Annotated in this window: 21 protein-coding genes; 14 read left to right on the forward strand and 7 right to left on the reverse strand. The window is 59.8% G+C overall.

From position 1 onward, the window contains the following. The first annotated feature begins 8 nt into the window (after window positions 1-8). Complete coding sequence (fabA, locus tag VF285_RS13235) at window positions 9-521, forward strand: 3-hydroxyacyl-[acyl-carrier-protein] dehydratase FabA (RefSeq protein WP_346953106.1); 513 nt, start codon at window positions 9-11, stop codon at window positions 519-521. 11 nt (window positions 522-532) lie between these two features. Further along, window positions 533-1,750 (forward strand): beta-ketoacyl-ACP synthase I, encoded by a 1,218-nt coding sequence (gene fabB, locus VF285_RS13240; protein WP_346953107.1) that lies wholly within the window; start codon window positions 533-535, stop codon window positions 1,748-1,750. A 106-nt stretch (window positions 1,751-1,856) separates the two neighbouring features. Here fabB and VF285_RS13245 read toward each other — a convergent pair whose 3' ends face one another. The 3 genes from VF285_RS13245 to VF285_RS13255 form a co-directional block, all read right to left on the reverse strand. Beyond that, window positions 1,857-3,065, reverse strand: a complete 1,209-nt coding sequence (locus VF285_RS13245) for an MFS transporter (RefSeq protein ID WP_346953108.1) — start codon at window positions 3,063-3,065, stop codon at window positions 1,857-1,859. Beyond that, on the reverse strand, window positions 3,062-4,300 hold the full coding sequence (locus VF285_RS13250; RefSeq protein WP_414648154.1) for an MFS transporter: 1,239 nt from the start codon (window positions 4,298-4,300) through the stop codon (window positions 3,062-3,064). Before VF285_RS13250 ends, VF285_RS13245 begins: the two co-directional genes overlap by 4 nt. 61 nt (window positions 4,301-4,361) lie before the next feature. Next, entirely contained in the window at window positions 4,362-5,270 is a 909-nt protein-coding gene (locus VF285_RS13255) for a YicC family protein (RefSeq protein WP_346953109.1), read from the reverse strand. A 65-nt stretch (window positions 5,271-5,335) separates the two neighbouring features. Between VF285_RS13255 and rph the strand changes: the two genes are divergently transcribed. From rph to VF285_RS13310, 11 genes are all read left to right on the forward strand, one after another. Then, window positions 5,336-6,085: a ribonuclease PH gene (gene rph / locus VF285_RS13260; RefSeq protein ID WP_346953110.1), complete on the forward strand. Its 750-nt coding sequence runs from the start codon at window positions 5,336-5,338 to the stop codon at window positions 6,083-6,085. Next, the gene (gene rdgB, locus VF285_RS13265) at window positions 6,082-6,714 is read left to right on the forward strand and encodes an RdgB/HAM1 family non-canonical purine NTP pyrophosphatase (RefSeq protein ID WP_346953111.1); all 633 of its coding nucleotides are present in this window, start codon (window positions 6,082-6,084) and stop codon (window positions 6,712-6,714) included. The genes rph and rdgB overlap by 4 nt, the downstream gene beginning before the upstream one ends. A 14-nt stretch (window positions 6,715-6,728) precedes the next feature. Further along, complete coding sequence (gene hemW / locus VF285_RS13270) at window positions 6,729-7,934, forward strand: radical SAM family heme chaperone HemW (RefSeq protein WP_346953303.1); 1,206 nt, start codon at window positions 6,729-6,731, stop codon at window positions 7,932-7,934. A gap of 226 nt (window positions 7,935-8,160) precedes the next feature. Then, entirely contained in the window at window positions 8,161-9,573 is a 1,413-nt protein-coding gene (gene glnA, locus VF285_RS13275) for a type I glutamate--ammonia ligase (protein ID WP_346953112.1), read from the forward strand. A gap of 7 nt (window positions 9,574-9,580) precedes the next feature. Next, window positions 9,581-10,540 carry a nitrogen regulation protein NR(II) gene (gene glnL, locus VF285_RS13280; protein ID WP_346953113.1) on the forward strand — a complete coding sequence of 320 codons (960 nt, stop codon included), beginning with the start codon at window positions 9,581-9,583 and terminating at the stop codon, window positions 10,538-10,540. Beyond that, a complete protein-coding gene (gene ntrC / locus VF285_RS13285) occupies window positions 10,537-12,069 on the forward strand; it encodes a nitrogen regulation protein NR(I) (protein WP_346953114.1) in 1,533 nt (510 codons plus the stop codon). The genes glnL and ntrC overlap by 4 nt, the downstream gene beginning before the upstream one ends. Window positions 12,070-12,190: 121 nt before the next feature. Further along, window positions 12,191-12,967 carry a ferredoxin--NADP reductase gene (locus tag VF285_RS13290; protein ID WP_346953115.1) on the forward strand — a complete coding sequence of 259 codons (777 nt, stop codon included), beginning with the start codon at window positions 12,191-12,193 and terminating at the stop codon, window positions 12,965-12,967. Between the two features lie 68 nt (window positions 12,968-13,035). Next, window positions 13,036-13,422: a Rid family detoxifying hydrolase gene (locus VF285_RS13295; protein ID WP_346953116.1), complete on the forward strand. Its 387-nt coding sequence runs from the start codon at window positions 13,036-13,038 to the stop codon at window positions 13,420-13,422. 77 nt (window positions 13,423-13,499) lie between these two features. Then, window positions 13,500-15,497 (forward strand): ATP-dependent DNA helicase RecG, encoded by a 1,998-nt coding sequence (gene recG, locus VF285_RS13300; RefSeq protein ID WP_414648162.1) that lies wholly within the window; start codon window positions 13,500-13,502, stop codon window positions 15,495-15,497. Between the two features lie 35 nt (window positions 15,498-15,532). Then, on the forward strand, window positions 15,533-16,480 hold the full coding sequence (locus tag VF285_RS13305) for a LysR substrate-binding domain-containing protein (RefSeq protein ID WP_346953118.1): 948 nt from the start codon (window positions 15,533-15,535) through the stop codon (window positions 16,478-16,480). Window positions 16,481-16,603: 123 nt separating this feature from the next. Next, complete coding sequence (locus VF285_RS13310; protein ID WP_346953119.1) at window positions 16,604-17,728, forward strand: branched-chain amino acid ABC transporter substrate-binding protein; 1,125 nt, start codon at window positions 16,604-16,606, stop codon at window positions 17,726-17,728. Between the two features lie 112 nt (window positions 17,729-17,840). Here the strand turns inward: VF285_RS13310 and VF285_RS13315 are convergent, their stop codons facing one another. From VF285_RS13315 to ugpB, 4 genes are all read right to left on the reverse strand, one after another. After that, window positions 17,841-18,917: a sn-glycerol-3-phosphate import ATP-binding protein UgpC gene (locus VF285_RS13315; protein WP_346953120.1), complete on the reverse strand. Its 1,077-nt coding sequence runs from the start codon at window positions 18,915-18,917 to the stop codon at window positions 17,841-17,843. Window positions 18,918-18,927: 10 nt separating this feature from the next. After that, entirely contained in the window at window positions 18,928-19,770 is an 843-nt protein-coding gene (gene ugpE / locus VF285_RS13320; protein WP_346953121.1) for a sn-glycerol-3-phosphate ABC transporter permease UgpE, read from the reverse strand. 30 nt (window positions 19,771-19,800) lie between these two features. Next, entirely contained in the window at window positions 19,801-20,685 is an 885-nt protein-coding gene (gene ugpA / locus VF285_RS13325; protein ID WP_346953122.1) for a sn-glycerol-3-phosphate ABC transporter permease UgpA, read from the reverse strand. A gap of 77 nt (window positions 20,686-20,762) precedes the next feature. Then, entirely contained in the window at window positions 20,763-22,073 is a 1,311-nt protein-coding gene (ugpB, locus tag VF285_RS13330; protein WP_346953123.1) for a sn-glycerol-3-phosphate ABC transporter substrate-binding protein UgpB, read from the reverse strand. Window positions 22,074-22,312: 239 nt separating this feature from the next. On the opposite strand from ugpB, the gene proC reads away from it, so the two are divergent. Then, window positions 22,313-23,146, forward strand: a complete 834-nt coding sequence (gene proC, locus VF285_RS13335; protein WP_346953124.1) for a pyrroline-5-carboxylate reductase — start codon at window positions 22,313-22,315, stop codon at window positions 23,144-23,146. Window positions 23,147-23,404: the final 258 nt, after the last annotated feature.

Below are 23,404 nucleotides of genomic sequence, written 5' to 3' on the forward strand. Positions count from 1 at the left end.
GGAACACCATGGAAAAAAACAGCTATAACTTTGATGAACTGCTGGCCTGTGGCCGGGGCGAACTATTTGGCCCCGGGAACGCGCAGCTGCCGCTGCCGCCCATGTTGATGTTCGACCGAATCGTTCATATCGACGACAAGGGAGGCGCGCACGGCAAAGGAGAAATCATTGCCGAGCTCGATATCCGTCCTGATCTTTGGTTCTTTGGCTGCCACTTCGAAGGCGATCCGGTGATGCCGGGGTGTCTCGGCCTCGACGCCATGTGGCAGCTGGTCGGGTTCTTCCTGGGCTGCTGTGGCGGCCAAGGTCGTGGCCGTGCTCTGGGAGTGAGCGAGGTCAAATTTACAGGGCAGGTCTTGCCCACCGCGCATCTTGTGCGTTACCACATTGAAATGAAGCGCGTCATGATGCGCAAGCTCGTCATGGGTTTCGCCGACGCCCGCATGGAGGTCGATGGCCACGAGATCTACGTGGCGCACGACCTCCGGGTAGGGCTGTTCACACGTACTGACAATTTCTAGGAGATCCGATCATGCGTCGTGTGGTCGTCACCGGCATGGGTATCGTCTCCAGCCTGGGCAATAACCAGACTGAAGTACTCGAAAGCCTGCAGCAAGGTCGTTCCGGTATCACTTTCCAGCCTGAATACGCAGCGCAGGGCCTGCGTTCGCAGGTGGCTGGGTCCGTGCATCTTGACGCACTGGCCCTCATCGATCGCAAGCTGTCGCGCTTCATGGCCAACGGCCATGCGTACGCCTGGCTCGCCATGCAAGAAGCCATCCAGGACGCGGGCCTGACGCCCGACCAGGTCTCCAACCCACGCACGGGGCTCATTGTGGGCTCCGGCGGGGCTTCGCATTCCTCCATTCACGAGGGTATCCAGACGCTGCACGAAAAAGGGGTGCGCCGGGTGGGGCCTTACATGGTCACCAAGGCCATGGCCAGCGGTGTCTCTGCCTGCCTCGCCACGGGCGCACAGATCAAAGGCGTGAATTACGCCATCAGCTCGGCGTGTTCGACCAGCGCGCACTGCATTGGCAACGCGGCCGAGCAGATTCAGCTTGGGCGGCAAGACATTGTCTTTGCCGGTGGTGCAGAAGAAGAGCACTGGTCCCTGTCCTTTATGTTCGACGCCATGGGGGCCCTGTCCACGCGCTACAACGACACCCCCGAGCGAGCCTCACGCACTTACGACGCAGATCGCGACGGGTTCGTGATCTCAGGCGGTGGCGGTATCGTGGTGGTCGAAGAATACGAACACGCCAAGGCTCGCGGTGCCAACATCCTGGCTGAAATCGTTGGCTATGGTGCGACCTCGGACGGTTACGACATGGTGGCTCCTTCTGGCGAAGGTGCCATGCGCTGCATGCGCGAGGCGCTTCAAACAGTGCACACCCCCGTGGATTACATCAATACCCACGGAACCAGCACGCCCGTGGGTGACACCAAGGAACTGGCAGCCATCCGCGAGGTATTCGGGACACAGCAGCCCCATATTGCCTCTACCAAATCGCTATCCGGACACGCACTGGGTGCCGCTGGCGTCAACGAGGCGGTCTATTCGCTGCTCATGATGAAGCATGGCTTTCTGGCTGCCTCCGCCAACATCGAAAAGCTCGACCCTGCCGCCGAAGGCATGAACATTTTGCGTGAACCCCTGGCTCACGCCAAGGTCCAGACGGCCTTGTCCAACAGCTTTGGTTTCGGTGGTACGAACGCAACGCTCGTGTTCTCACGCGCGGGACTGTAAGCACGCAGCTCTCCTTTGGCCTTTGGCTGCCGATAAAAAGACCTGCTGCACTGAACTCACGGTGCAGCAGGTCTTTTTATCGGGAGTACAGGCCTTGTGAGTATCCTCAAGAGGCAGAGGGTTCGACCACCGTCGCCCGAACAAAGGCATTGCGTCCCGCATACCAACCCGCCAGCGCCGACCCCAATCCCAGAATGGCCAGCAGGCCTGTGGTGGCGTGAAAGCTGCCTGTCCACTGATACAGCAGACCAATCAGGAGCGGTCCCAGACTGGCCAGGATGTAGCCGGTAGTCTGAGACATGCTGGACAGATGCGCGGCCACGTGGGCGTCTTTTGAGCGCAATACGATCAGCATCAGCGCCAGTGCGAACATGCCGCCTTGCCCGACCCCCTGGACAATGGCCAGCGGCCAGATGAGAGCAAGCGGGCCGACTACCATGCCCATCAGGGCCAAAGTGGCGATCAGTGCCAGGGAAACTGCCAGCCAGCGCTGCTCCCGAAAGCGGCCTGCAATCATGGGCGTCAACAAGCACGACACCACTTGCAGAAGAATGGAGACGGAGGTGACCAGACCGGCCTCGGTTCCACTGAACCCGCGCGAACGCAGAATGGGCGCCATCCAGCCCATGACGCTATAGGCCAGCGCCGACTGGATGCCCATGAAAAGCGTGACAGCCCAGGCCAGACGGTCGCCGTGCAACCCCTGTACCGGCAAGATGTGTTGTCGGCTAATATTCTGGCCTCCCGCATGCAAGGCCACCGGCGCCCAGGCGAAAATGGCAAGCAGTGCAGGGACCACCCACATGGCGAGTCCGCCTTCCCAGGTCATCCCAAGGTGGTGCGAGAGCGGCAAAGTGGCTGCTGCGCCCAGCGCGGCACCACCAACCAGACTCATGGTGTAAAGACCCGTCATGAGCGCCGCGTATCGGGAATAATCCCGCTTGACCAGACTGGGCAGCAGGACGTTGCCCATGGCGATGCCGGCTCCCGCCAGCGCCGTGCCGACGAAAAGGCCCGTTGCACCAATGATCCCCCGCAGGGCCGTGCCTAACGCGATGCAGATCAGGACGAACAGCAGGGTACGCTCGATGCCGATGCGCTGTGCAAGCCGCGGCGCGAAGGGCGCGAAAAGCCCCATGCAGAGTACCGGGAGTGTCGTGAGATAACCTGCCTGTGCATTACTCAGTGCCAGCCCTTGGGAAAGGTCCGGCAAGAGGACCGACATGCTGGAAAAAAGCGGGCGCAAATTGGCTGCGAGCAGCAGCAGACTCGCCCCCGTGAGCCAGAATGCTGCGCGGTGGTGTGCGCCGCTCATGCCTTACGCTGCCGCATGTCGGGGAGCAGGAATGCCGCAAGCCCAAGCAGTGGCAGGAACGCACATACGTGATAGACGAAGGTAATGCTGGTCGCATCCGCCAGCTTTCCCAGCACCGCGGCACCGATACCGCCCAGGCCAAACGCCAGACCGTAGAAGAGTCCCGACACCGTACCAGTCTTGCCTGGCATCAATTCTTGTGCGTACACGATGATGGCAGGGAAGGCCGATGCAAGCATGAAGCCCGCACAAAAGACCAGGATCAGCGTCCAGTGCAGGTTGGCATAAGGAAGCAGCAGGGAAAAAGGTGCCGTGCCGAGGATGGAGCCCAGGATCACGCGCTTGCGCCCGACGCGGTCCCCGATAGGTCCTCCCACCATGGTGCCTGTCGCAACCCCCACCAGAAACACGAACAACGCGTACTGTGACTGCTGCACATCGAGGCTGAAGCGATCGATCAGGAAGAACGTGAAGTAGCTGCTCACGCTCGCAAGGTAAAAGTATTTGCTGAAGAGCAGCACCATGAGCACAGTCATGGCGCTGCGAACTTCGCGGCGACCGAGCCCGTTGTCTGCCTGGTGCAACGAGCTGCGCCCACGTGCGTTGGTCAGGTTAGCAGCATACCAACGGCTCACACCCAGCAGGATGCCGATGCCGACCAGGGCAGCCACCGCCACCCAGGCCACACTCCCTTGGCCACGCGGCACGATGAGGAACGCGGCCAGCAGCGGTCCGATGGACGAGCCCACGTTCCCGCCCACCTGGAAGATGGATTGAGCAAGGCCAGGGTGCCCTGATGACGCCATGCGTGCCACGCGGGACGATTCAGGGTGAAAGACCGAAGAGCCGATCCCGACGAGCATGGCGGCGATCAATACCGTAGCGAAATTGCCTGCCAGAGAGAGCAAAATCAAGCCGCAACAAGTCGAACTCATGCCCATAGGCAGGGAGTAGGGGAGCGGCCGACGATCGGTATAGCGTCCCACCAACGGTTGTAGCAATGAGGCGGAGAACTGATACGCCAGAGTGATGAAGCCGATCTGCACGAAACTCAGGTCGAAGTTTCCTTGCAGTACAGGGTAAATGGCAATCAGCACCGACTGCATCATGTCGTTGATGAGGTGCGTCGCACTAATAGCGCCCAACACCCTGAAAGCGACTCCCTGAGGGGGTGCGGTGCGCATCGGCGCTGGCGCCAGCGGGGCCCCTGGGTCCTGGGCGAGAGTGTCTTTCATGGTTCTGAAGTCGTATGCAAAGGGGGTCTGTCCTGATTGTACGCTCAGGAATGACGCGCCCTTATTCGATGTTCTGCGCCTGCTCGCGCATCTGTTCAATCAGGAGCTTGAGGTCGATCGCAGCCTTGGTCACACTGAGGGCCGCGGCCTTGGACCCCAAGGTGTTGGCCTCTCGATTCATCTCCTGGAAGAGAAAATCCAGGCGCTTTCCGCACCCCTTTGACGCGTGCCCATGGGTGTCTGACAGAATGTCCTGCAGCTCTTGCAGATGGGACCGCAGGCGCGTGAGTTCCTCGGCTACGTCGACGCGCAGCCCAAACAGGCTGGCCTCTTGTGCGACGCGTGCCGTGAGCTCTGCGCCACTGATCAGCGCAAAGCCATCAGGGCTTGCCGCCACCAAGGCTTCGCGCAGACGTTGGGCCACACGCTCTTGATGCTGAGCCACTACGGATGGCAACTCGGCCTCGACCTGATCGACGATGTGCGAGATTTCGGTCGCCATGGTGAGCATGGCCTGTGCAAGTCGCGCCCCTTCACGCTGCCGGTTTGCGGAAAACTCGGCCAATGCCTGTACGCAGGCTTGTTCGCATAAGGGGGACCAGACCTCGGGGTCCAGCCCGCCGCGTGCGTTGCCCTCGCGCGGCAGCTCGCCGAGCGTGGGCGCCGGAAGATCGGGAATCACGGCGCGCGCACGGGCAAGCTGTTGCGCCAGGTCTTGCAGCGCCTGTATGTCTATGGGCCTTAACCCTTCACGGTCGGATACGGCATAGCTCAGCTTGAGTTCGACTTTTCCGCGCTGCGCATGTTGCCCGACGAGTTCACGGATGCGCGCTTCGGCAAAGCGCAGATCTTCAGGGATGCGCAGGGTGAGATCCAGGTAGCGGTTGTTGACGCCGCGTACTTCGGCATTGAGCGTCCCGGGCTCGGCGTCCAGTCGGGCTGCCCCAAATGCGGTCATGCTGCGAATCATCCGGCTCGCCTCGTGTTCTCTACAATGGTGGCGTATTGTAATCTTGCCATCTCTGGATCTCGTTCATGACAGAAGCTTTTTCTTCACCTCCGACGGCGCGTCCTAGCGGGCGTTCTGCCAACACGCTGCGGGCCGTCCGGCTCATGACGCACTACACCCGACACGCCGAGGGCTCGGTGCTCGCCTGCATGGGCGACACGCAAGTTTTATGCAACTGCAGCGTACTTGATCGGGTGCCGCCTTTTTTGAAAGGGCGCGGTCAGGGCTGGGTGACGGCCGAATACGGCATGTTGCCCAGGGCAACGCACACGCGAGGCGATCGCGAGGCAGCACGCGGAAAGCAAAGCGGGCGCACTCAAGAGATTCAACGCCTCATTGGCCGCAGTCTGCGCGCCGTCTTTGACCTCAAGGCTCTGGGCGAACGCACGCTTCAGCTTGATTGTGACGTGCTGCAGGCCGACGGAGGCACTCGCTGTGCGAGCATCACGGGCGCTTGGGTGGCGGCTGCCTTGGCCATCAAGAAGCTCCAGGCACAGGGCGCCTTGCCTTCGAATCCGCTGACAGGTCAGGTGGCTGCCGTCTCCGTAGGCTTGTTTCACGGTACTCCCGTGCTCGACCTGGATTATCCCGAAGACTCGTCGTGTGACACCGACATGAACGTGGTGATGACAGACAAAGGCGAATTCGTCGAGGTTCAAGGAACCGGCGAAGGGGGAAGCTTTCAGCGTGCGCAACTGGATTTGTTGCTGGATCTGGCCGGTGGCGGCATTGTCGAATTGATTCGTCTGCAACGGCAGGCATTGGAGCAGGCATGAAGCAGCAGCGGGTAGTCCTGGCGTCGAACAACCCAGGCAAACTACGAGAGTTCTCCGCGATTCTGAGCACAGTCGGGCTCGAAATGGTGGCCCAGGGTACTCTGGGAGTCAGCGAGGCCGACGAGCCTTACATGACCTTCGTGGAAAATGCCCTCACCAAGGCTCGCCATGCCAGCCGCGCCACGGGCTTGCCCGCCCTGGCTGACGACTCGGGCCTGTGCGTACACGCGTTGGAGGGCGCTCCAGGAGTGCATTCCGCGCGATACGCCACGCAGGCCGATGGCGTCCGCTCGGATGCCGAAAACAATGCCAAGCTGGTGGCCGAGATGTCAGGCCGCACTGACCGGCGGGCTTATTACGTTGCCGTTTTGGTCTATGTGCGTAGTGCAGACGATCCACGACCCACCATCGTCGAGGGAATCTGGGAAGGCGAGGTATTGGATGCCCCTCGAGGAACACATGGCTTTGGCTACGACGCCTATTTCTTCTTGCCAGAGCTTGGCAAGACGGCAGCCGAACTTTCCCCCGAAGAAAAAAATCAGGTCAGTCACCGTGCGCGTGCGCTTCAGGGACTGTTGCAGGCGCTGAGCAACGAGCGCAACGCTCATTCAATGGCAAAGACGCTGTGAGAAAACTTGTTTCCGTGCCAGAGCTCGAAGAGGCAAAAAGCCACGGGCCTGGCGTACGAGGTCGGCCGGGCCTGGCGGCCTTGCCGCCGCTGTCACTTTACGTGCACGTACCGTGGTGCGTGCACAAGTGCCCTTACTGCGACTTTAACTCTCATCAGCACGACGGCAAGGTCCCCGAGGCAGAGTACCTGGCGGCGCTGGAATCCGACCTCGAACAGGCCGTTCCAGACGTTTGGGGACGTTCCGTCTCAACGGTATTTTTTGGCGGAGGTACACCCAGCCTGCTCTCGGCCGAGGCCGTAGATCGCATGATCACGCTGTTTCGCGCCTATCTGAATCTGCCGCCCGGAATCGAAATCACTCTGGAAGCCAACCCTGGAACCGCCGAGGCAGCTCGATTCCAGGGATACGCTCAGGCAGGAGTCAATCGAATTTCGCTCGGAATCCAGAGCTTCGACGACGACAAGCTCAAGCGCCTGGGCCGCATTCACGATGCCGCTCAGGCGCGCGCCGCGATCGAGATGGCACAAAAAGCGGTGAATCGCGTCAATCTGGATCTGATGTTTGCATTGCCGGGGCAGACGCTGGAACAGTGCGAAAACGACGTGCGCGAGGCGATCTCGTTTGGCACAGGTCATTTGTCCCTGTATCACCTCACCTTGGAACCCAACACGGTATTTGCAAAATTCCCCCCCAAGCTGCCGACTGATGACTTGAGTGCGACGATGCAAGACCGTGTGGCAGAAATCGCCCAAGCCGCTGGCTTTGATCGCTACGAGGTGTCTGCCTACGCAAAGCCTCATCAGGAATGTCTGCACAATTTGAACTACTGGATGTTTGGCGATTACCTGGGCCTGGGGCCCGGCGCCCATTCCAAGCTCTCGTTTCAGCATCGGATCACGCGTCAGGTACGCGCAAAGATGCCCGAATCCTGGATGCGTCTCACGGGCCTGCGGGACGGCTCCCACATCGTTGAGCGGCGCGAGTTGAACGCCAGCGATCTGGGGTTCGAGTTCATGCTCAATGCCTTGCGCCTGCGGCAAGGGGTGGAAGGGGGGCTGTTCATCGAGCGCACAGGACTCTCGCTCATGTCTTTGCTCCCGAAAATGCGCCACGCAGCCGAGCGCGGTCTGCTGGTTCCGGGCCTCGAACGCGTCTGCGCCACACCCAGGGGCTGGGAATTTCTGAACGAGCTCCAGATGGAATTTCTTGCCGAATAAAACGGTTCATATCAGGGCGATTGCACTATTATGGCGCATGCCCAGGCGCCTGGCGCTCCCTTGTGGTGCATGCTATTTGAAAATCAACACCCCATGGTGCAGCTAAGAGGCATTGGCGCCGGTTTAGGGCTGGCACGATATTTGCTTAATGAATACCGACGGCTCATGCATCCGTGAGCCATCCCGTCAATCGATACTTTGCCAAGAACAGGCACAGGAGCCTCTCATGTCCACCCCTGAAAATGTTGTACAGATGATTCATGATCGCGAAGTCGCTTTCGTGGATTGCCGTTTCACCGACACGCTGGGTCGCGAGCACCATCTCACCGTTCCTGCGAGTCAGATGGACGAAGACAGGATGGAGTCTGGGGTGGCGTTCGACGGGTCGTCGCTACCCGGCTGGAAGGGCATCGAGGCTTCGGACATGTTGCTGGTGCCGGATCCCACGACGGCCCGCATGGATCCGTTCCGCGAAGAAACAACGCTGATTCTGACGTGCGACGTTGTCGAGCCGTCTGACCTGAAAGGATACGATCGCGACCCGCGGTCCTTGGCACGCCGGGCTGAAGCCTACCTGAAGTCCAGCGGCCTGGGCGACACGGCCTATTTTGGGCCGGAGCCCGAGTTTTTCGTTTTTGACGGTGTCAGCTGGAACGCCGACATGTCTGGCTCATTCGTGAAGATTCATTCCAGTGAAGCCGCCTGGGCCAACGCCGAAGACAACAATGGCAGCAATTCCGGCTACCACCAGGCGGTGAAGGGCGGCTACCTGCCCGTGCCTCCCATCGACTCCTTCATGGACATGCGCTCCGAAATGTGTCTGCTCATGGAGCAAATGGGTGTACCAGTCGAGATTCACCACCACGAAGTCGCCAACGCGGGACAGCTCGAAATCGGAACACGCTTCAGCACCTTGGTGCAGCGCGCCGACTGGACTCAAATCGTGAAATACGTCGTGCGCAACGTGGCCCACACATATGGCAAGACGGCAACCTTCATGCCCAAGCCCATCGTGGGTGACAACGGTTCCGGCATGCATGTGCACCAGTCGATCTGGAAAGAAGGGCAAAACCTCTTTTCGGGTAACGGCTACGGCGGCCTGTCTGAATTCGCGCTGTATTACATTGGCGGCATCATCCACCACGCCAGAGCCCTCAACGCCATTACGAACCCTGGCACGAATTCGTACAAGCGTCTGGTCCCGCACTACGAAGCGCCGGTGAAGCTCGCCTACTCTGCGCGCAACCGCTCGGCATCGATTCGTATTCCCTATGTCGGAAATCCCAAGGCACGCCGTGTCGAAACGCGCTTTCCTGATCCTCTGGCCAACCCGTATCTGGCCTTCTCGGCACTGATGATGGCAGGGCTCGACGGGGTGCAGAACAAGATTCACCCGGGCGATCCGGCTGACAAGAACCTATACGATCTGCCGCCTGAAGAAGACGCGAAGATCCCCACCGTGTGCTCGTCGCTGGAACAGGCGCTGGAAGCACTCGACCACGACCGCGAATTCCTGACACGTGGCGGCGTGTTCAGCCACGAATTGCTCGATGGGTATCTGGATCTGAAATCTCGTGAGCTTGATCGCCTGCGCGTGACGCCTCACCCGGTGGAATTCGACATGTACTACACCCTGTAAAGGCCCCATGGACACATCAGGCTACGACCTGCTGCAGACCGCAGTACTGCTGCTCGATGAGTCCTTTCATGTGGGATATGCCAACACGGCCGCCGAGGAACTGCTTGGAAGTTCCCGGCGGCAGATGGTGGGACAGGACGCTCACACCTTTCTCGCAAAGGTGCCCAGTGCACTCAAATCTGCCTTGGAGGACGAGCCCTGGGCCTGGCTGATCGAGATTCCAGCCCATCAGGTGCAACGCCTGGATGACCTTCAGCAAGCTCGTTCTGACCGTGCGGCACAACGAGAAATTCTGCGCAATCTGGCGCACGAGGTTCGTAACCCGCTGGCTGGGCTGCGCGCGGCGGCCCAGCTGCTTGAAATGGAGCTGCCTCGCGATGACTTGCGTGAATACACACAAGTCATCGTCGCGGAAGCCGACCGGCTTGCCAATCTGGTGGATCGTCTGGCGTCGCCCAGCTCATCTCCCGTAAAGGTGGTTACGCAGGTCGTTAACGTGCACGAGGTGTGTGAACACGTCTTGGCTCTGGTGGGCCTGGAATTCGGCAAGGATCTGGCGCTGGTGCGTGACTACGATGCTTCGGTGCCAGACCTTCGTCTGGATCGCGATGGATTGCTGCAAGCGCTCCTGAATGTGGTTCGCAATGGTGCGCAAGCGCTGATGGAGGCCCCGTCCCGTCACGCCCCCACGTTGACGCTGCGCACCCGCATCTTGCATCGGCCGCTGCTCGTAGGGAAGCAACCCCGCATGGGCATTCTGATTGCCGTCGCCGACAACGGTCCGGGCGTACCCGATGCCCTGAAAGACAAGCTGTTTCACCCTTTGGTCACCGGGCGAGCCAAGGGAACTGGACTGGGCCTGAGCTTGGCACAGGAGTGCTTGCAGGCCATGGGTGGCCTTCTGGAATATGACTCTGAACCTGGCCACACCGAATTTAGGCTGCTGTTGCCGTTGGAGGCTGCATGAGACCCGTCTGGATTCTTGACGATGAACCCGGCATGCGTTGGGTGCTTGAAAAAGCGCTGCACAAGGCGGGCTGGTCGGTACGGTGCTTTTCCGAGAGTGCGGCCCTGATGGAAGCTTTGTCTGCCTTGGACGAAACGGACGAATCACAGGTGCCCGCAGTGCTCGTCTCGGACGTGCGCATGCCGGGACTGGACGGCCTGGGAGTCCTGGCCAAGGTACGCCAGCGCCTGCCGCGGTTACCCGTCATCATGATGACGGCTTTCACAGACTTGAAGACGACGGTGACGGCCTTCGAGCAAGGGGCCTTCGACTACCTGTCCAAACCTTTCGACATCCGCACGGCGGTTGATCTCGTGGGTCGTGCAGCGAGTGCCGCCACACAAGTGGCCGATATGCTCTCGCCTGAAGCCAGGTCCGAAGAGGAAGACGGCATGGTGCTGTCCCACTCCCAGACCATGCAGCCCGTCTTTCGCGCCATCGGGCGCTTGTCAGCTTCGAATGCCACGGTGCTCATCACCGGCGAATCGGGTACGGGCAAGGAGCTCATCGCACGTGCACTGCACCGTCACAGTCATCGTGCAGACAAGCCCTTCGTGGCCGTCAACGCGGCTGCAATCCCCCGTGACCTGCTCGAAGCCGAGCTCTTCGGGCACGAGAAGGGCGCGTTCACCGGAGCCTCGGCCATGCGCCGTGGCCGTTTCGAGGAGGCTGAAGGCGGTACGCTCTTTCTCGATGAGATCGGCGACATGCCCGCCGAGCTGCAAACACACTTGCTGCGTGTCCTGGCCGAAGGCTGCTTTTACCGAGTAGGTGGAACTCGTTCCATTCAGGCCGACGTGCGCATTGTGGCGGCAACGAATCAACCACTGGAACAGCGAGTTCAAAGCGGTGAATTTCGGGCGGATCTGTTTCACCGCCTCAATGTCATCCGCCTGCGCTTGCCGCCGTTGCGGGAGCGGCGAGAGGACGTGGAAACACTTGCGCAGCATTTTCTGCACAATAGTGCGGTTGAATTGGGAGTGCCCGCAAGACAGCTAAGTCCGGCCGCGCTCGAGGTCCTGCAGCACTTTGACTACCCAGGGAACATTCGCCAACTCGAGAATATCTGCCAATGGCTGACCGTCATGGCGCCCAGCCCACGAGTAGAACGCGATGACCTGCCGCCCGAGGTCATGGTCATGGCGGGTAGCGAACCGGGCGTGCATGCAATAGAGCCTCCCGAAAGTGGGACGGCATTGGCGGGCTCCGCGCGAGCGCTGCCTACCCCGACCGAGGTTGTCGATGCAGGGTTGCCTTCTGATTGGCGTCGTGCACTGGAGGCTGAAGCGTGCAGGCGGTTATATGCAGGCGAAGCGGAGTTGATGGATCGCCTGCAGCAGGATTTCGACCGCACGTTGCTGCATGCAGCGCTGGATGCTTCTGGGGGGCGCCGCGGTGACGCAGCTCAGAAACTGGGCATTGGCCGCAACACGCTGACGCGTAAATGTCACGCGTTGGGTATCGACGGCAGTGAGTCCGACGTTTCTTAACTCCCGTGGAATTTCCGTGTGCTGCGGCGGGGCTCTGGTCAAGAAAACGATGGCCCCGCGTACAATACAGGGTTTGACCGCTTTGTGACCGGCATGGCCGGGTTCAACTGTAATTTTTGCCATGGCAGCCTTTCTTTCTGAACAAGTTCTCAGCGTCCGACACTGGAACAACACGCTTTTTTCTTTTAAGACCACGCGAGACCCGGGCCTGCGGTTCCATAACGGGCATTTCGTCATGATCGGGCTCGAAGTCGAGGGCAAACCCCTCATGCGTGCATACAGCATCGCGAGCGCCAACCATGAGGACAACCTTGAATTCTTCAGCATCAAGGTTCCCAACGGACCCCTGACATCGCGTTTGCAACACCTGAAGCCTGGCGATTCAATTCTTATCAGCCGCAAGCCGGTTGGCACGCTGGTTACCGACGACCTCAAGCCCGGACGCCACCTGTACCTTTTGGCGACGGGTACTGGCCTTGCACCTTTTCTGAGCATCATCAAAGACCCCGATGCCTACGAACGCTTCGACAAGATCATCCTGATGCATGGCGTGCGTTTCGTGAGCGAGCTTGCCTATGGCGACTATCTGCGCACTGAGCTTCGAGAAGACGAATACCTCGGCGGCATGGTGCGCGAGAAGCTGATTTATTACCCCACCGTGACACGCGAACCGTATGAGCACCAAGGGCGGCTGACCACGCTCATCGAAAGCGGAAAGGTCTTTGACGATATCGGGCTGTCTCCACTCGATCCGAGCTGCGATCGCGCCATGATCTGCGGCAGCCCTGCCATGCTGGCAGACCTGCGCAGCCTCCTGGACGCTCGTGGATTTGCGGTGTCCCCCAGTGTGGGGCAACCAGGAGACTACGTCTTCGAACGCGCCTTCGCAGAAAAATAGCGCTTTACTTTTCGCTATTGATCTGTAAACTCTGATAGTTCGACAACACGTCTTTCAGGGATGTCACCATGAGCAAGGCAATCATCCATACCGATGCGGCTCCTGCAGCCGTCGGGCCTTATTCCCAAGCGGTAAGTACCCAGGGCGGGCGGCTCGTCTTTCTTTCGGGACAGATTGGCCTGGAGCCTGGCACCGGCGAACTGGTGTCCGAAAACTTCGAAGGGCAGGTCCGGCAATCTTTTGCCAACATGCAGGCCGTCATCGAAGCAGCCGGTGGCACGCTGGACAACATCGTCAAGCTCACGCTCTTCCTGACGGACCTGAGTAAATTCGCGAGTGCCAACGCCATTATGGCCGAGATCATTCCCCAGCCTTATCCGGCGCGTTCTACACTGGGAGTGGCCAGCCTGCCCAAAGGCGCCCAGTTCGAGGTCGAAGCCGTCCTGTCGCTCTGACCCTGGGGGCACCCGTGGCTGTTGCGACCGGCGCGCGGCGCAAGCCCAAAGAAGTCAACGCGTCTTCCAGCGCCACGATCAAGGCATTCGAACGCCTGGGGCTCAGAAATCCAGGCGATTTCGCGGTTCACCTACCGTTGCGCTACGAGGATGAGACTCGCATCACCCCGATTGCAGACGCAGTGCCCGGGCAGTGGGCGCTATTCGAGGGCACGATTCTCCACAGCGAGGCACGTTACCAGCCTCGCCGTGAACTTCACGCAGTGCTGAACGATGCGTCGGGGCATCTGAACCTGCGTTGGCTCCATGCGTATCCGGGCCAGCAGGCTCGGCTAAGTGCAGGTAGGGAAGTTCGTGCGCGAGGCGAGGTGCGGGCAGGATTTCGCGGGCTCGAAATCGTCCATCCATTGATCACCGAGCCGCACGCGGCGCTGCCTGACACTCTTACTCCGGTCTATCCCACGACCCAGGGCCTTTCCCAGGCCAGTCTGCGCAAGGCCATTGCCCAGGCGCTGAAAGAAACCGACCTGAGCGATACGCTGCCGCCCCCCGTACGTGAGGCGTACGACCTGGCCGACTTTGCACCTTCCCTGCGGCTGCTGCACCACCCGACACCTGACATCTCACTCGAGTCTCTGGAACGACACGAGCATCCCGCGTGGCGGCGGATCAAGTTCGACGAGTTGTTGGCGCAGCAACTGGCACTGGCTCAGGCACGCGATCAAAGGCAGCGGCAGCGTGCGTGGCCGCTGGCCGCAAATCCACGGGTCAAACGCTTTCTTGAGGCTTTACCGTTTACACCCACGCGGGCCCAGTGCGGCGCCATCGCACAGATTCAAGCCGACCTGCTCAAGCCGCACCCCATGCATCGGCTGCTGCAAGGCGACGTAGGAAGTGGCAAGACACTGGTGGCTGTGGCTGCCGCCCTGCAGGCAGTTGATGCGGGCGTGCAAGTGGCCGTCATGGCACCCACGGAGATCCTCGCCGAACAGCTGTGCCGCAAGTTTTCCGAGTGGTTGACGCCAATGGGCATTGCCATCGTCTGGCTTGCCGGTAGCGTGTCAGCCCAGGCACGCCGAAAGGCGCTGCGGGCTATTGCGTCAGGCACCGCGCACCTGGCCATCGGTACACAGGCGCTGATTCAAGACAAGGTGGTTTTTGACCGGCTGGGCCTGGTGATCAGCGATGAACAGCATCGCTTCGGGGTCAATCAGCGCCTCGCTCTGAATCACAAGGGCGACCAGACGGGACTCAGGCCTCATCAATTGAGCATGAGCGCCACGCCCATTCCCCGAACACTCGCCATGGCGTTCTTCGCCGATATGGACGTGTCCGTCCTCGACGAATTGCCACCCGGTCGCTCGCCCATCCAGACGCGGCTCTTCGACGACCGCCGCAGGGATGAGCTGCTGGCCCACGTGGAGCAAGCAGTGCGGTCGGGCGAGCAGGCCTACTGGGTGTGCCCGCTGGTCGAAGAGAGCGAAACCTTGCAGCTGCAAACAGCCGTCGATACGTACGACCACCTGTGCGCCGCCTGGCCCGATTTGCGCATAGGTTTGATGCATGGCCGTCTGCCGGCTGCCGAGAAGTCTGCCACCATGTCAGCCTTTCGCGCCGGTGAGGTGGATGTCCTGGTGAGCACCACGGTGATCGAGGTGGGCGTCGACGTCCCTAATGCGAGTCTCATGATCATCGAGCATGCCGAGCGTTTCGGCCTTGCACAGTTGCATCAGTTGCGAGGCCGTGTCGGGCGAGGGACGCGCCCGTCTTCCTGCGTGCTGCTCTACCAAACGCCCTTGTCACTGGTCGCGCGCGATCGCCTGCGTGCAATGTTCGAAACCACGGACGGCTTCGAGATTGCCCGCCGCGACCTGGAGCAGCGCGGCCCTGGAGAGCTCCTGGGCCTGCGGCAGTCCGGGCAGGCCCTGCTGCGCTTCGCAGACTTGAATGCTGATGGGCTCTTGCTGGAACAAGCCCGTGAAGTGGCGGCGCTATTGGCTCGCGAATACCCTGAAAGTGCGCAGGCACACCAGCGGCGCTGGATGGCCGGCGCGTCCCAGTATCTACGTAGCTGAGCGCGTCGAATCGACTTTCTCCCGGAGATGTTTTCATGACCTTGACCGAATTGAAGTACATCGTGGCCGTGGCGCGTGAGCGCCATTTCGGCAGGGCCGCAGAAGCGTGCTTCGTAAGTCAGCCGACGCTTTCAGTGGCTATCCGAAAGCTGGAAGAAGAACTGGGAGTCGTACTCTTCGAACGCGGGGGCGCAGAGGTCGGTATCACCCCGATAGGGCTTCGGATCGTATCTCAAGCCCAGAAGGTCCTCGAAGAAAGCGCCAACCTGCGCGAAATCGCGCGACAAGGGCATGATCCGCTTGAGGGTCCTCTGCGTGTGGGCATCATCTACACAGTAGGACCTTATCTGTTGCCATACTTGGTACCTGAGCAGATCCGGCACACGCCCCAGATGCCCTTGCTGCTGCAGGAAAATTACACGACACGGCTTCTGGAACTGTTGCGTCAAGGAGAAATCGACTGCGCCATTGTGGCATTGCCACTTCCGGAAACCGGCTTTGCACAGTGCCCTCTGTTCGATGAGCCCTTTTTCGTCGCCTTGCCGCACCACCATCCCTGGGCCAATGAAAAGCAGATCGATTCGCGACGGCTCAAGGACGAGACCATGCTGCTGCTGGGAGCCGGGCATTGCTTCCGTGACCAGGTCCTGGAAGTCTGCCCCGAGCTGTCACGGTTCTCGGCTTCCAGCGAAGGTATACAACGCACCTTCGAAGGCTCTTCTCTTGAAACGATCCGGCATATGGTGGCAGCTGGGATCGGCATCACGGTGCTGCCCGCCAGTGCATTGGGGGTTCAAGGTGCAGAGAGCCGCCTCTTGAAGTTCGTCCCTTTCAAGCCTCCAGTACCGGATCGGCGTGTCGTGCTGGTTTGGCGCAAGAGTTTCCCGAGGCTGGCGGCCATCGAGGCACTGACACGCTCTGTTCGTCGCTGCAAATTGCCGGGGGTTTCCATGCTGGAAGAAGCCGTCGAAGCAGCCGCTTGAAGCCAGGCAATCGAAAACCGCGTAGCCCCACAGAGCCTTTCATGGGGGAAAACCCCTGTGTAACGATAAGCCCAATTAAGAAACGTTTCGTGTATTCTTTTCGGGTCTTTCACAGGAGGTGTTATGAATATTCGCTTTACGCCGATGGCGGCCGCACTGGGCCTTGCTGCCGGCATGATGCTTTCTTCCGCTGCGAATTCTGCCACAATCAAAATCGCAGTCGCGGGGCCTTTTACCGGGGCTTTGACGCAGTATGGAGACATGGTCAAGGAAGGCGTAAACACGGCGATCGAGACTATCAATGCCAACGGTGGCGTCCTGGGCAACAAGCTTGAAGCAGTGCTCATGGACGACGCGTGCGAACCCAAACAGGGTCCGGTTGTGGCAAACAGAGTAGTCAACGACAACATCCACTATGTGGTGGGTCACGTCTGCTCAGGTGCCACGATTGCAGCTGCGCCCATCTACAACAACGAAGGCATTGTCATGATTTCGCCGTCCGCCACTTCACCTCTGGTGACCGACGGCAAGAACTATGACACGATTTTCCGTACTATTGGCCGCGACGACCAGCAGGGGCCAGCAGCCGCTGACTTCATCGTCCATCATATTCACCCGAAAGCCGTTGCCGTGCTGCACGACAAGCAATCATACGGCCAAGGCATTGCCACAGCCGTTAAAAATGCACTCGAAAAATCGGGCGTCAAGGTCGTGCTGTTCGAGGGCATCAATGCCGGCGACAGCGACTATTCAGCGGTCATTACCAAGCTGAAATCCTCGGGCGCCGACTTCGTTTACTACGGTGGCTATCACCCAGAAATGGGCCTTCTGCTGCGCCAAGGCGCTGAACAAGGGCTCAAGGCCAAGTTCATGGGCCCAGAAGGCGTGGGGAACCCGGACATCAATGCCATCGCCGGCCCGGCCGTTGAAGGCATGCTGGTGACCTTGCCGGCGGACCACACGGGGGATGCCAGCAACGCTGCCGTCGTGAAGGCGTTCAAAGACAAAAAGCGTAACCCAGGTGGCGCGTTCCAATTGACGTCCTACTCGGCCGTCGACGCGATCGCTGCCGGCATCAAGGGTGCGGGCAAGGATGACCCGATCAAGGTAGCAGCCTGGCTGCACGCCAACTCGGTTCCAACCCCGATCGGTGATTTGTCGTGGAACAAGCAAGGCGACCTGAAATCCTTCAAGTTTGACGTGTTCACGTGGCACGCCGATGGCTCGAAGACGGTCTTCAAGCAGTAGATCCCACTGCTGTGCGAGCATCCTTCGTGGGTTGCCTGCACAGGAAATGGAAACAGCGCCGTCAGGCGCTGTTTCCATTTCTGCACCCAGGCGCAGGGACGAGCGAAGTATTTCAGGAATCGATACGCTGGCCTGTTTCGGCATCGAACCAGTGGACGGGATGCTGCCCATAAGACCCCAGGATCACGGTGTCGCCCACCGCAATTGGCCGTACACGGGTTTCGGCGACGGTGCATCGCAAGACCAGAGCCTGCTCGCCCCAGCGCATGTGCACCAATTGCTCCGAGCCCAGCACCTCGATCATTTCAATGCGTGCCTTGATCCCTTGTTCGGCATGCAAACGAAGATGTTCCGGCCGTAGACCCAACATCAATTGCTTGGCATCGCTCTCAGGCGCCTGGAAGGGGAGCGAGCGGCCCTCGGGATCCAGCGCGCGACCCTGGTCATCAATGGAGACGTGCAACAGGTTCATCGGGGGAGATCCAATGAAGCCCGCTACGAAGACTGTAGCCGGCTTTTCGAAGACCTCGGCAGGGGTTCCAATCTGTTCCGGAACTCCACGATTCATGACCACCATGCGATGCGCGAGCGTCATGGCTTCGACCTGGTCGTGGGTGACATACAGGCTGGTCGTCTTGAGCCTTTGATGCAGCTTCTGGATTTCGAGACGCATCTGGACCCTGAGCTTTGCATCCAGGTTCGACAGCGGCTCATCGAAGAGAAACACAGCAGGTTCGCGGACAATGGCACGGCCCATGGCAACCCGCTGGCGCTGGCCGCCCGACAACTGGCGTGGACGCCGCTCGAGCAACTGGTCGAGCTCAAGGATACGGGCCGCGCTTTCGACCCGCTTGCGGATCTCGTCCTTGTCGAGCTTGCGGATCTTCAACCCGTACGCCATGTTCTCGAACACGCTCATGTGTGGGTAGAGCGCGTAGTTTTGGAACACCATGGCAATGTCGCGTTCGGCAGGCTCCAGCGTGTTCACCACGCGATCACCGATACTGATCTCGCCGTCGGTCACGGATTCGAGCCCCGCAACCATGCGCATGAGCGTGGATTTGCCGCAACCCGAAGGCCCCACGATGACGACGAATTCGCCATCAGCAATGTCCATCGATATCCCGTGGATGACGGCAACACCACCAGGGTAGGTCTTGCGAACGTCGCGAAAACTCAGGGTAGCCAAAATGTGATTCCTATTTTTCGGTGTCGACAAGGCCCTTGACGAACCATCTCTGCATCAGGATGACCACGGCAGCGGGAGGCACCATGGCGAGCATGGCAGTTGCCATGACCAGATTCCATTCCGTCACGCTATCGCCACCCGCAATCATGCGCTGGATGCCGACCACGATCGGATACATGTTTTCGTGAGTCGTAATGATCAGCGGCCAGAGGTATTGATTCCAGCCGTAGATGAACTGGATGACGAAGAGGGCGGCGATGCTGGTGCGGGAAAGCGGCAGGAGAATGTCCTTGAAGAACCGCATGGGACCCGCGCCATCGATGCGTGCGGCTTCGACGAGTTCGTCCGGCACCGTCAGAAAGAATTGCCGAAACAGGAACGTGGCGGTTGCCGACGCGATCAGCGGAAGTGTCAGGCCGGCGTAGCTGTTGAGCATGTCGAGGCCAGCGACCACAGCGTAGGTGGGTGCGATCCGGACTTCGACTGGCAACATGAGGGTGACGAAGATCATCCAGAAGCACAGCATGCGAAATCGAAACCGGAAATACACCACAGCAAAAGCCGACAGCATCGAGATCAGGATCTTCCCGATGGCAATCGCCAATGCCATGAAAGTGCTGATCCACAGCATTCGGCCCACAGGCGGAGCATTGCTTCCTGCCCCCACCAGCACCGACCAGTAATTGCTGAGAAAATGCCCTCCAGGAAGCAGCGACATGGGGGCGTTGGCGACCTCTTGTGCGGTCTGGGTGGACGCAATGATAGCCACGTACAGGGGGAAAGCGACAACCATGACCCCCAGGATCAGCACAGCGTGCGTGAAGAAGTCCAGTAATGGACGGCGTTCAACCACGGAGCGACCTCGTGTCAGAAATAGGTTGCATCATGAGTAGTTCACCTTGCGATCGACGTAGCGAAACTGCAATGCAGTCAGCACGATGACGATCCCCATCAGGACGACGGACTGCGCAGCCGAAGAGCCGAGATCCAGGCCCTTGAAACCTGCGTTGTACACCTTGTAGACGAGGATGTCGGTTGAGTGCCCTGGCCCCCCTTGCGTCATGATGTCGATCACAGCAAAGGTATCGAAGAAGGCGTAAATGAAATTGATGACGAGCAAGAAGAACGTGGTGGGGGACAGCAGCGGAAAGACGATGGTCCAGAATCGACGAGAGGGGCCCGCGCCGTCGATCGCTGCGGCCTCGATGAGCGATCGTGGTATGGATTGAAGCCCCGCCAGAAAAAAGAGAAAGTTGTACGAGATCTGTTTCCAGACCGAAGCGAACACCACCAGCGCCATGGCATCAAAGCCATCCAGCCTGGGGTTCCAGTGCAAACCCAGCTTGACCATGAAGACGGCCAGAATGCCCACGGACGGTGAAAACAGAAAAAGCCACAGCACGCCGGCAACAGCAGCAGCAACGGCGTATGGCCAAATCAACAGCGTCTTGTAGACGCCAGCCCCCCGAACGACCCGATCGGCCATGACGGCCAAAAGCAGTGAGATCGACAGCCCAAAGAAGGCGACCAGCGCCGAGAAGACGGCGGTCGTGCGAAACGAACTCAGGTAATCAGCGTTGGAAAACAAATCGACGAAATTGGCGAGCCCCACGAATTGCGACGAAAGGCCGAACGGGTCTTCCAGCCGGAATGACTGCCAGAGCGCTTGCCCCGCTGGCCAGAAGAAAAAGATCAACGTGATGGCCAGTTGGGGTGCAAGCAGCAGCCAGGGCAGGCTGCGATGATGGAAGACGACGCGTTTTTCCATTGACCTACTTGGTTGTTCATCAAAAAATTACACCACCGGCCCCTGAAGGCCAGTGGTGGACATCCAGGAAAGGGCGCTTAACGTACGCTCTTCTGGAAGCGTGCAAGCAGTTCGTCGCCACCGCTGACCATCTTCTTCAGGCCGGCCTCGGGCGTGATTTTGCCGGCGAAGATCTGTTCCAGGGTGGCGTCTTCGATGTCACGAATCTGCGGCAGATAGCCCAAACGAATGCCACGAGAATTGACCGTCGTCGTGGCGTCGAGCTGCTTCACTGCGATTTCGGTGCCCGGATTTTTAGCATAAAAACCGGATTCTTTGGTCAGCTGGTAAGCCGCCTTGGTGATGGGAACGTAGCCGGTACCCTGGTGCCACGCAGCGGCCTGAGGTGCACTGGCCATGTATTTAAAGAACTTGATGACCCCCTTGTAGACCGGCTCAGACTTGCCCGAGAAGACCCAAAGCGAGGCGCCGCCAATGATCGAGTTTTGCGGGGCACCCTTGACGTCGGGGTAGTAAGGCAGCGTGGTGGTGCCAAACTTGAACTGGCCATTTTTGAGAATCGCAGCGCGCATGCCGCTGGACCCGGTGTACATGCCACACTTGCCGGAAATGAATAGTGCGTTGCCGGCGTCACCGCGGCCGCCATAGGTGAACGTGCCTTCTTTGGCCATATTCGCCAGGAAAGTCAGGTGTTTCTTGAACAAGGGTGTATCGAGCAAAAGCCGAGCGCCCAGGCCCCCGAAACCATTGCCTTCAGACGCATAAGGGACATTGTGCCAAGCGGCGAAGTTCTCGAGGAGCACCCAGGACGGCCAGGCGGTCGAGTAACCGCATTCCATCCCGGCAGCCCGCAGTTTTTTGGCGGCTGCAGCCACTTCGGGCCAGGTCTTGGGGGGTTGATCAGGATTCAGACCCGCCTTCTGGAAAGCATCCTTGTTGTAGTACATCACGGGTGTCGAGCTATTGAAGGGCATGGAGACTAGCTGACCCTTGGCAGAAGAGTAATACCCCGCAACGGCACCCAGAAAATCTGCCGGGTTGATGGGGTCACCTACCTGGTCAGAGAGTTGCTGCACCGGCTTGATGGCCCCCTTGGCGTACATCATGGTGGCAGTGCCGACTTCGAAAACTTGCAGAATGTCGGGTGCGTTTCCAGCGCGGAATGCAGCGATTCCGGCATTCATGGATTCCCCGTAGTTGCCTTTGTAGATGGCGTGGACCACGTAATCGGATTGGCTGGCATTGAAGTCTTGGGCGATCTTTGCCACCCGTTCGCCCAGTGGGCCTTCCATGGAATGCCAGAATGTAATGTCGGTAGCGGCCTGCGCAACACCAGCACTTGCCATCAGCACAGCCAGAACCGTAAGACGGGGAATCGAGCGGGTCATCAGTCTTCTCCAGTGAAAATCACCCGAACCTCACGAGTGATTGCGAGGGCATTATACGGAGTCGTCATGACGGCCCCGTGAACCTCGAAAACGCGCAGGGACATTGGCTTTCACGCCCTGTCGCATGCTTGTGTGCCGAGGATACCCGTATCGCGGGATTCAGGATATCCGTTTCTATCCTAGTTTTCTGAATCCACCTGTTGCCGACCACGCGCCACTTGATCGTACAATATCGCCCCATGAAAGAACGACTGACACTCGCCTTGATTGGCGGCGGCAACATGGCAAGCGCACTTGCCAGCGGACTCATCGGGCGGCGCTGCACAGCAGCCGACGTTCACGTGATCGATCCTGGAGAAGACAAGCGGGCACATTGGTCAACGCTGGGCACCACGGTTGCGGCAGCGCCGGATGCGCGCCTGTCGGACTGCAAGGTCTGGTTTTTTGCCGTCAAGCCCCAGGTCATGGCCGAAGTCGTGCAGCAATGCCAACCGTGGTTGAAGCCGGGCACGCTGGTCATCAGCATTGCCGCAGGCATCCCCGGGGCCGCGATCTCTCGCTGGCTGGGCCACGAAGCCAGGCCCTATACCCGAATCGTCCGCTGCATGCCCAATACGCCTGCCCTCATTGGGTGCGGGATGACGGGGATGACGGCGCTTTCCGGGGTGACCGATGCAGACCGCGTCCAAGCTGAAGAGTTGCTGCGTGCAGTCGGTGAAGTGCTCTGGGTGGCAGACGACGCCGCGATCGACGCGGTCACCGCCGTGTCGGGCAGCGGACCTGCCTACGTCTTCCTGTTCCTCGAAGCGCTCATTTCAGCTGGCGTGAAGCAGGGACTGACCCCTGAGCAGGCGCGCCAGCTTGCGCTGGGAACCTTTCACGGGGCTACTCAGCTGGCGATGCTCTCTCCGGATGAACCCTCAGTGCTACGAGAACGGGTAACCTCCAAGGGCGGCACGACGGCTGCAGCGCTGGCCGTGTTCCAGGATCGAGGACTGCCTGAGATCATGCAAGCCGCTGTGGCGGCTGCGGCACGGCGCGCGGGAGAGCTGGCCCAAGAATTCTCGTCCTGAAAGAACAGTTCTAGCACCGCTCTTCAGCACCGCGCGTCACGTTCCAGCCTAGGGATTAACCGTAGTGACATCCACTGGGTGAGTCGTCAGAATACGCGTGCCGCTGAGGGCAGAAGCGCAGAGCTGCAGCTTGACGCCCATGGCACAGCATCCTGATCGGGTCGAATTTTGCTGGCGGCGCCTCTACCGGAGACTATTGCATGAGTCTGAAATTGCACACCATCCTCTTGGCTGCCACGTCCATGGCGACGCCACCGA

It is taken from the genome of Castellaniella sp. (assembly GCF_036379515.1).
Lineage (GTDB): Bacteria > Pseudomonadota > Gammaproteobacteria > Burkholderiales > Burkholderiaceae_B > Castellaniella.

Coding starts and splice junctions, on each gene's coding strand:
- VF285_RS13255 (WP_346953109.1), bottom strand. CDS start 5,270: ATGATTCGCAGCATGACCGCATTTGGGGCAGCCCGACTGGACGCCGAG.
- ntrC (WP_346953114.1), top strand. CDS start 10,537: ATGAGACCCGTCTGGATTCTTGACGATGAACCCGGCATGCGTTGGGTG.
- fabA (WP_346953106.1), top strand. CDS start 9: ATGGAAAAAAACAGCTATAACTTTGATGAACTGCTGGCCTGTGGCCGG.
- glnA (WP_346953112.1), top strand. CDS start 8,161: ATGTCCACCCCTGAAAATGTTGTACAGATGATTCATGATCGCGAAGTC.
- rdgB (WP_346953111.1), top strand. CDS start 6,082: ATGAAGCAGCAGCGGGTAGTCCTGGCGTCGAACAACCCAGGCAAACTA.
- VF285_RS13245 (WP_346953108.1), bottom strand. CDS start 3,065: ATGAGCGGCGCACACCACCGCGCAGCATTCTGGCTCACGGGGGCGAGT.
- VF285_RS13310 (WP_346953119.1), top strand. CDS start 16,604: ATGAATATTCGCTTTACGCCGATGGCGGCCGCACTGGGCCTTGCTGCC.
- VF285_RS13295 (WP_346953116.1), top strand. CDS start 13,036: ATGAGCAAGGCAATCATCCATACCGATGCGGCTCCTGCAGCCGTCGGG.
- proC (WP_346953124.1), top strand. CDS start 22,313: ATGAAAGAACGACTGACACTCGCCTTGATTGGCGGCGGCAACATGGCA.
- fabB (WP_346953107.1), top strand. CDS start 533: ATGCGTCGTGTGGTCGTCACCGGCATGGGTATCGTCTCCAGCCTGGGC.
- VF285_RS13305 (WP_346953118.1), top strand. CDS start 15,533: ATGACCTTGACCGAATTGAAGTACATCGTGGCCGTGGCGCGTGAGCGC.
- VF285_RS13250 (WP_414648154.1), bottom strand. CDS start 4,300: ATGAAAGACACTCTCGCCCAGGACCCAGGGGCCCCGCTGGCGCCAGCG.
- VF285_RS13290 (WP_346953115.1), top strand. CDS start 12,191: ATGGCAGCCTTTCTTTCTGAACAAGTTCTCAGCGTCCGACACTGGAAC.
- ugpB (WP_346953123.1), bottom strand. CDS start 22,073: ATGACCCGCTCGATTCCCCGTCTTACGGTTCTGGCTGTGCTGATGGCA.
- ugpA (WP_346953122.1), bottom strand. CDS start 20,685: ATGGAAAAACGCGTCGTCTTCCATCATCGCAGCCTGCCCTGGCTGCTG.
- glnL (WP_346953113.1), top strand. CDS start 9,581: ATGGACACATCAGGCTACGACCTGCTGCAGACCGCAGTACTGCTGCTC.
- rph (WP_346953110.1), top strand. CDS start 5,336: ATGACAGAAGCTTTTTCTTCACCTCCGACGGCGCGTCCTAGCGGGCGT.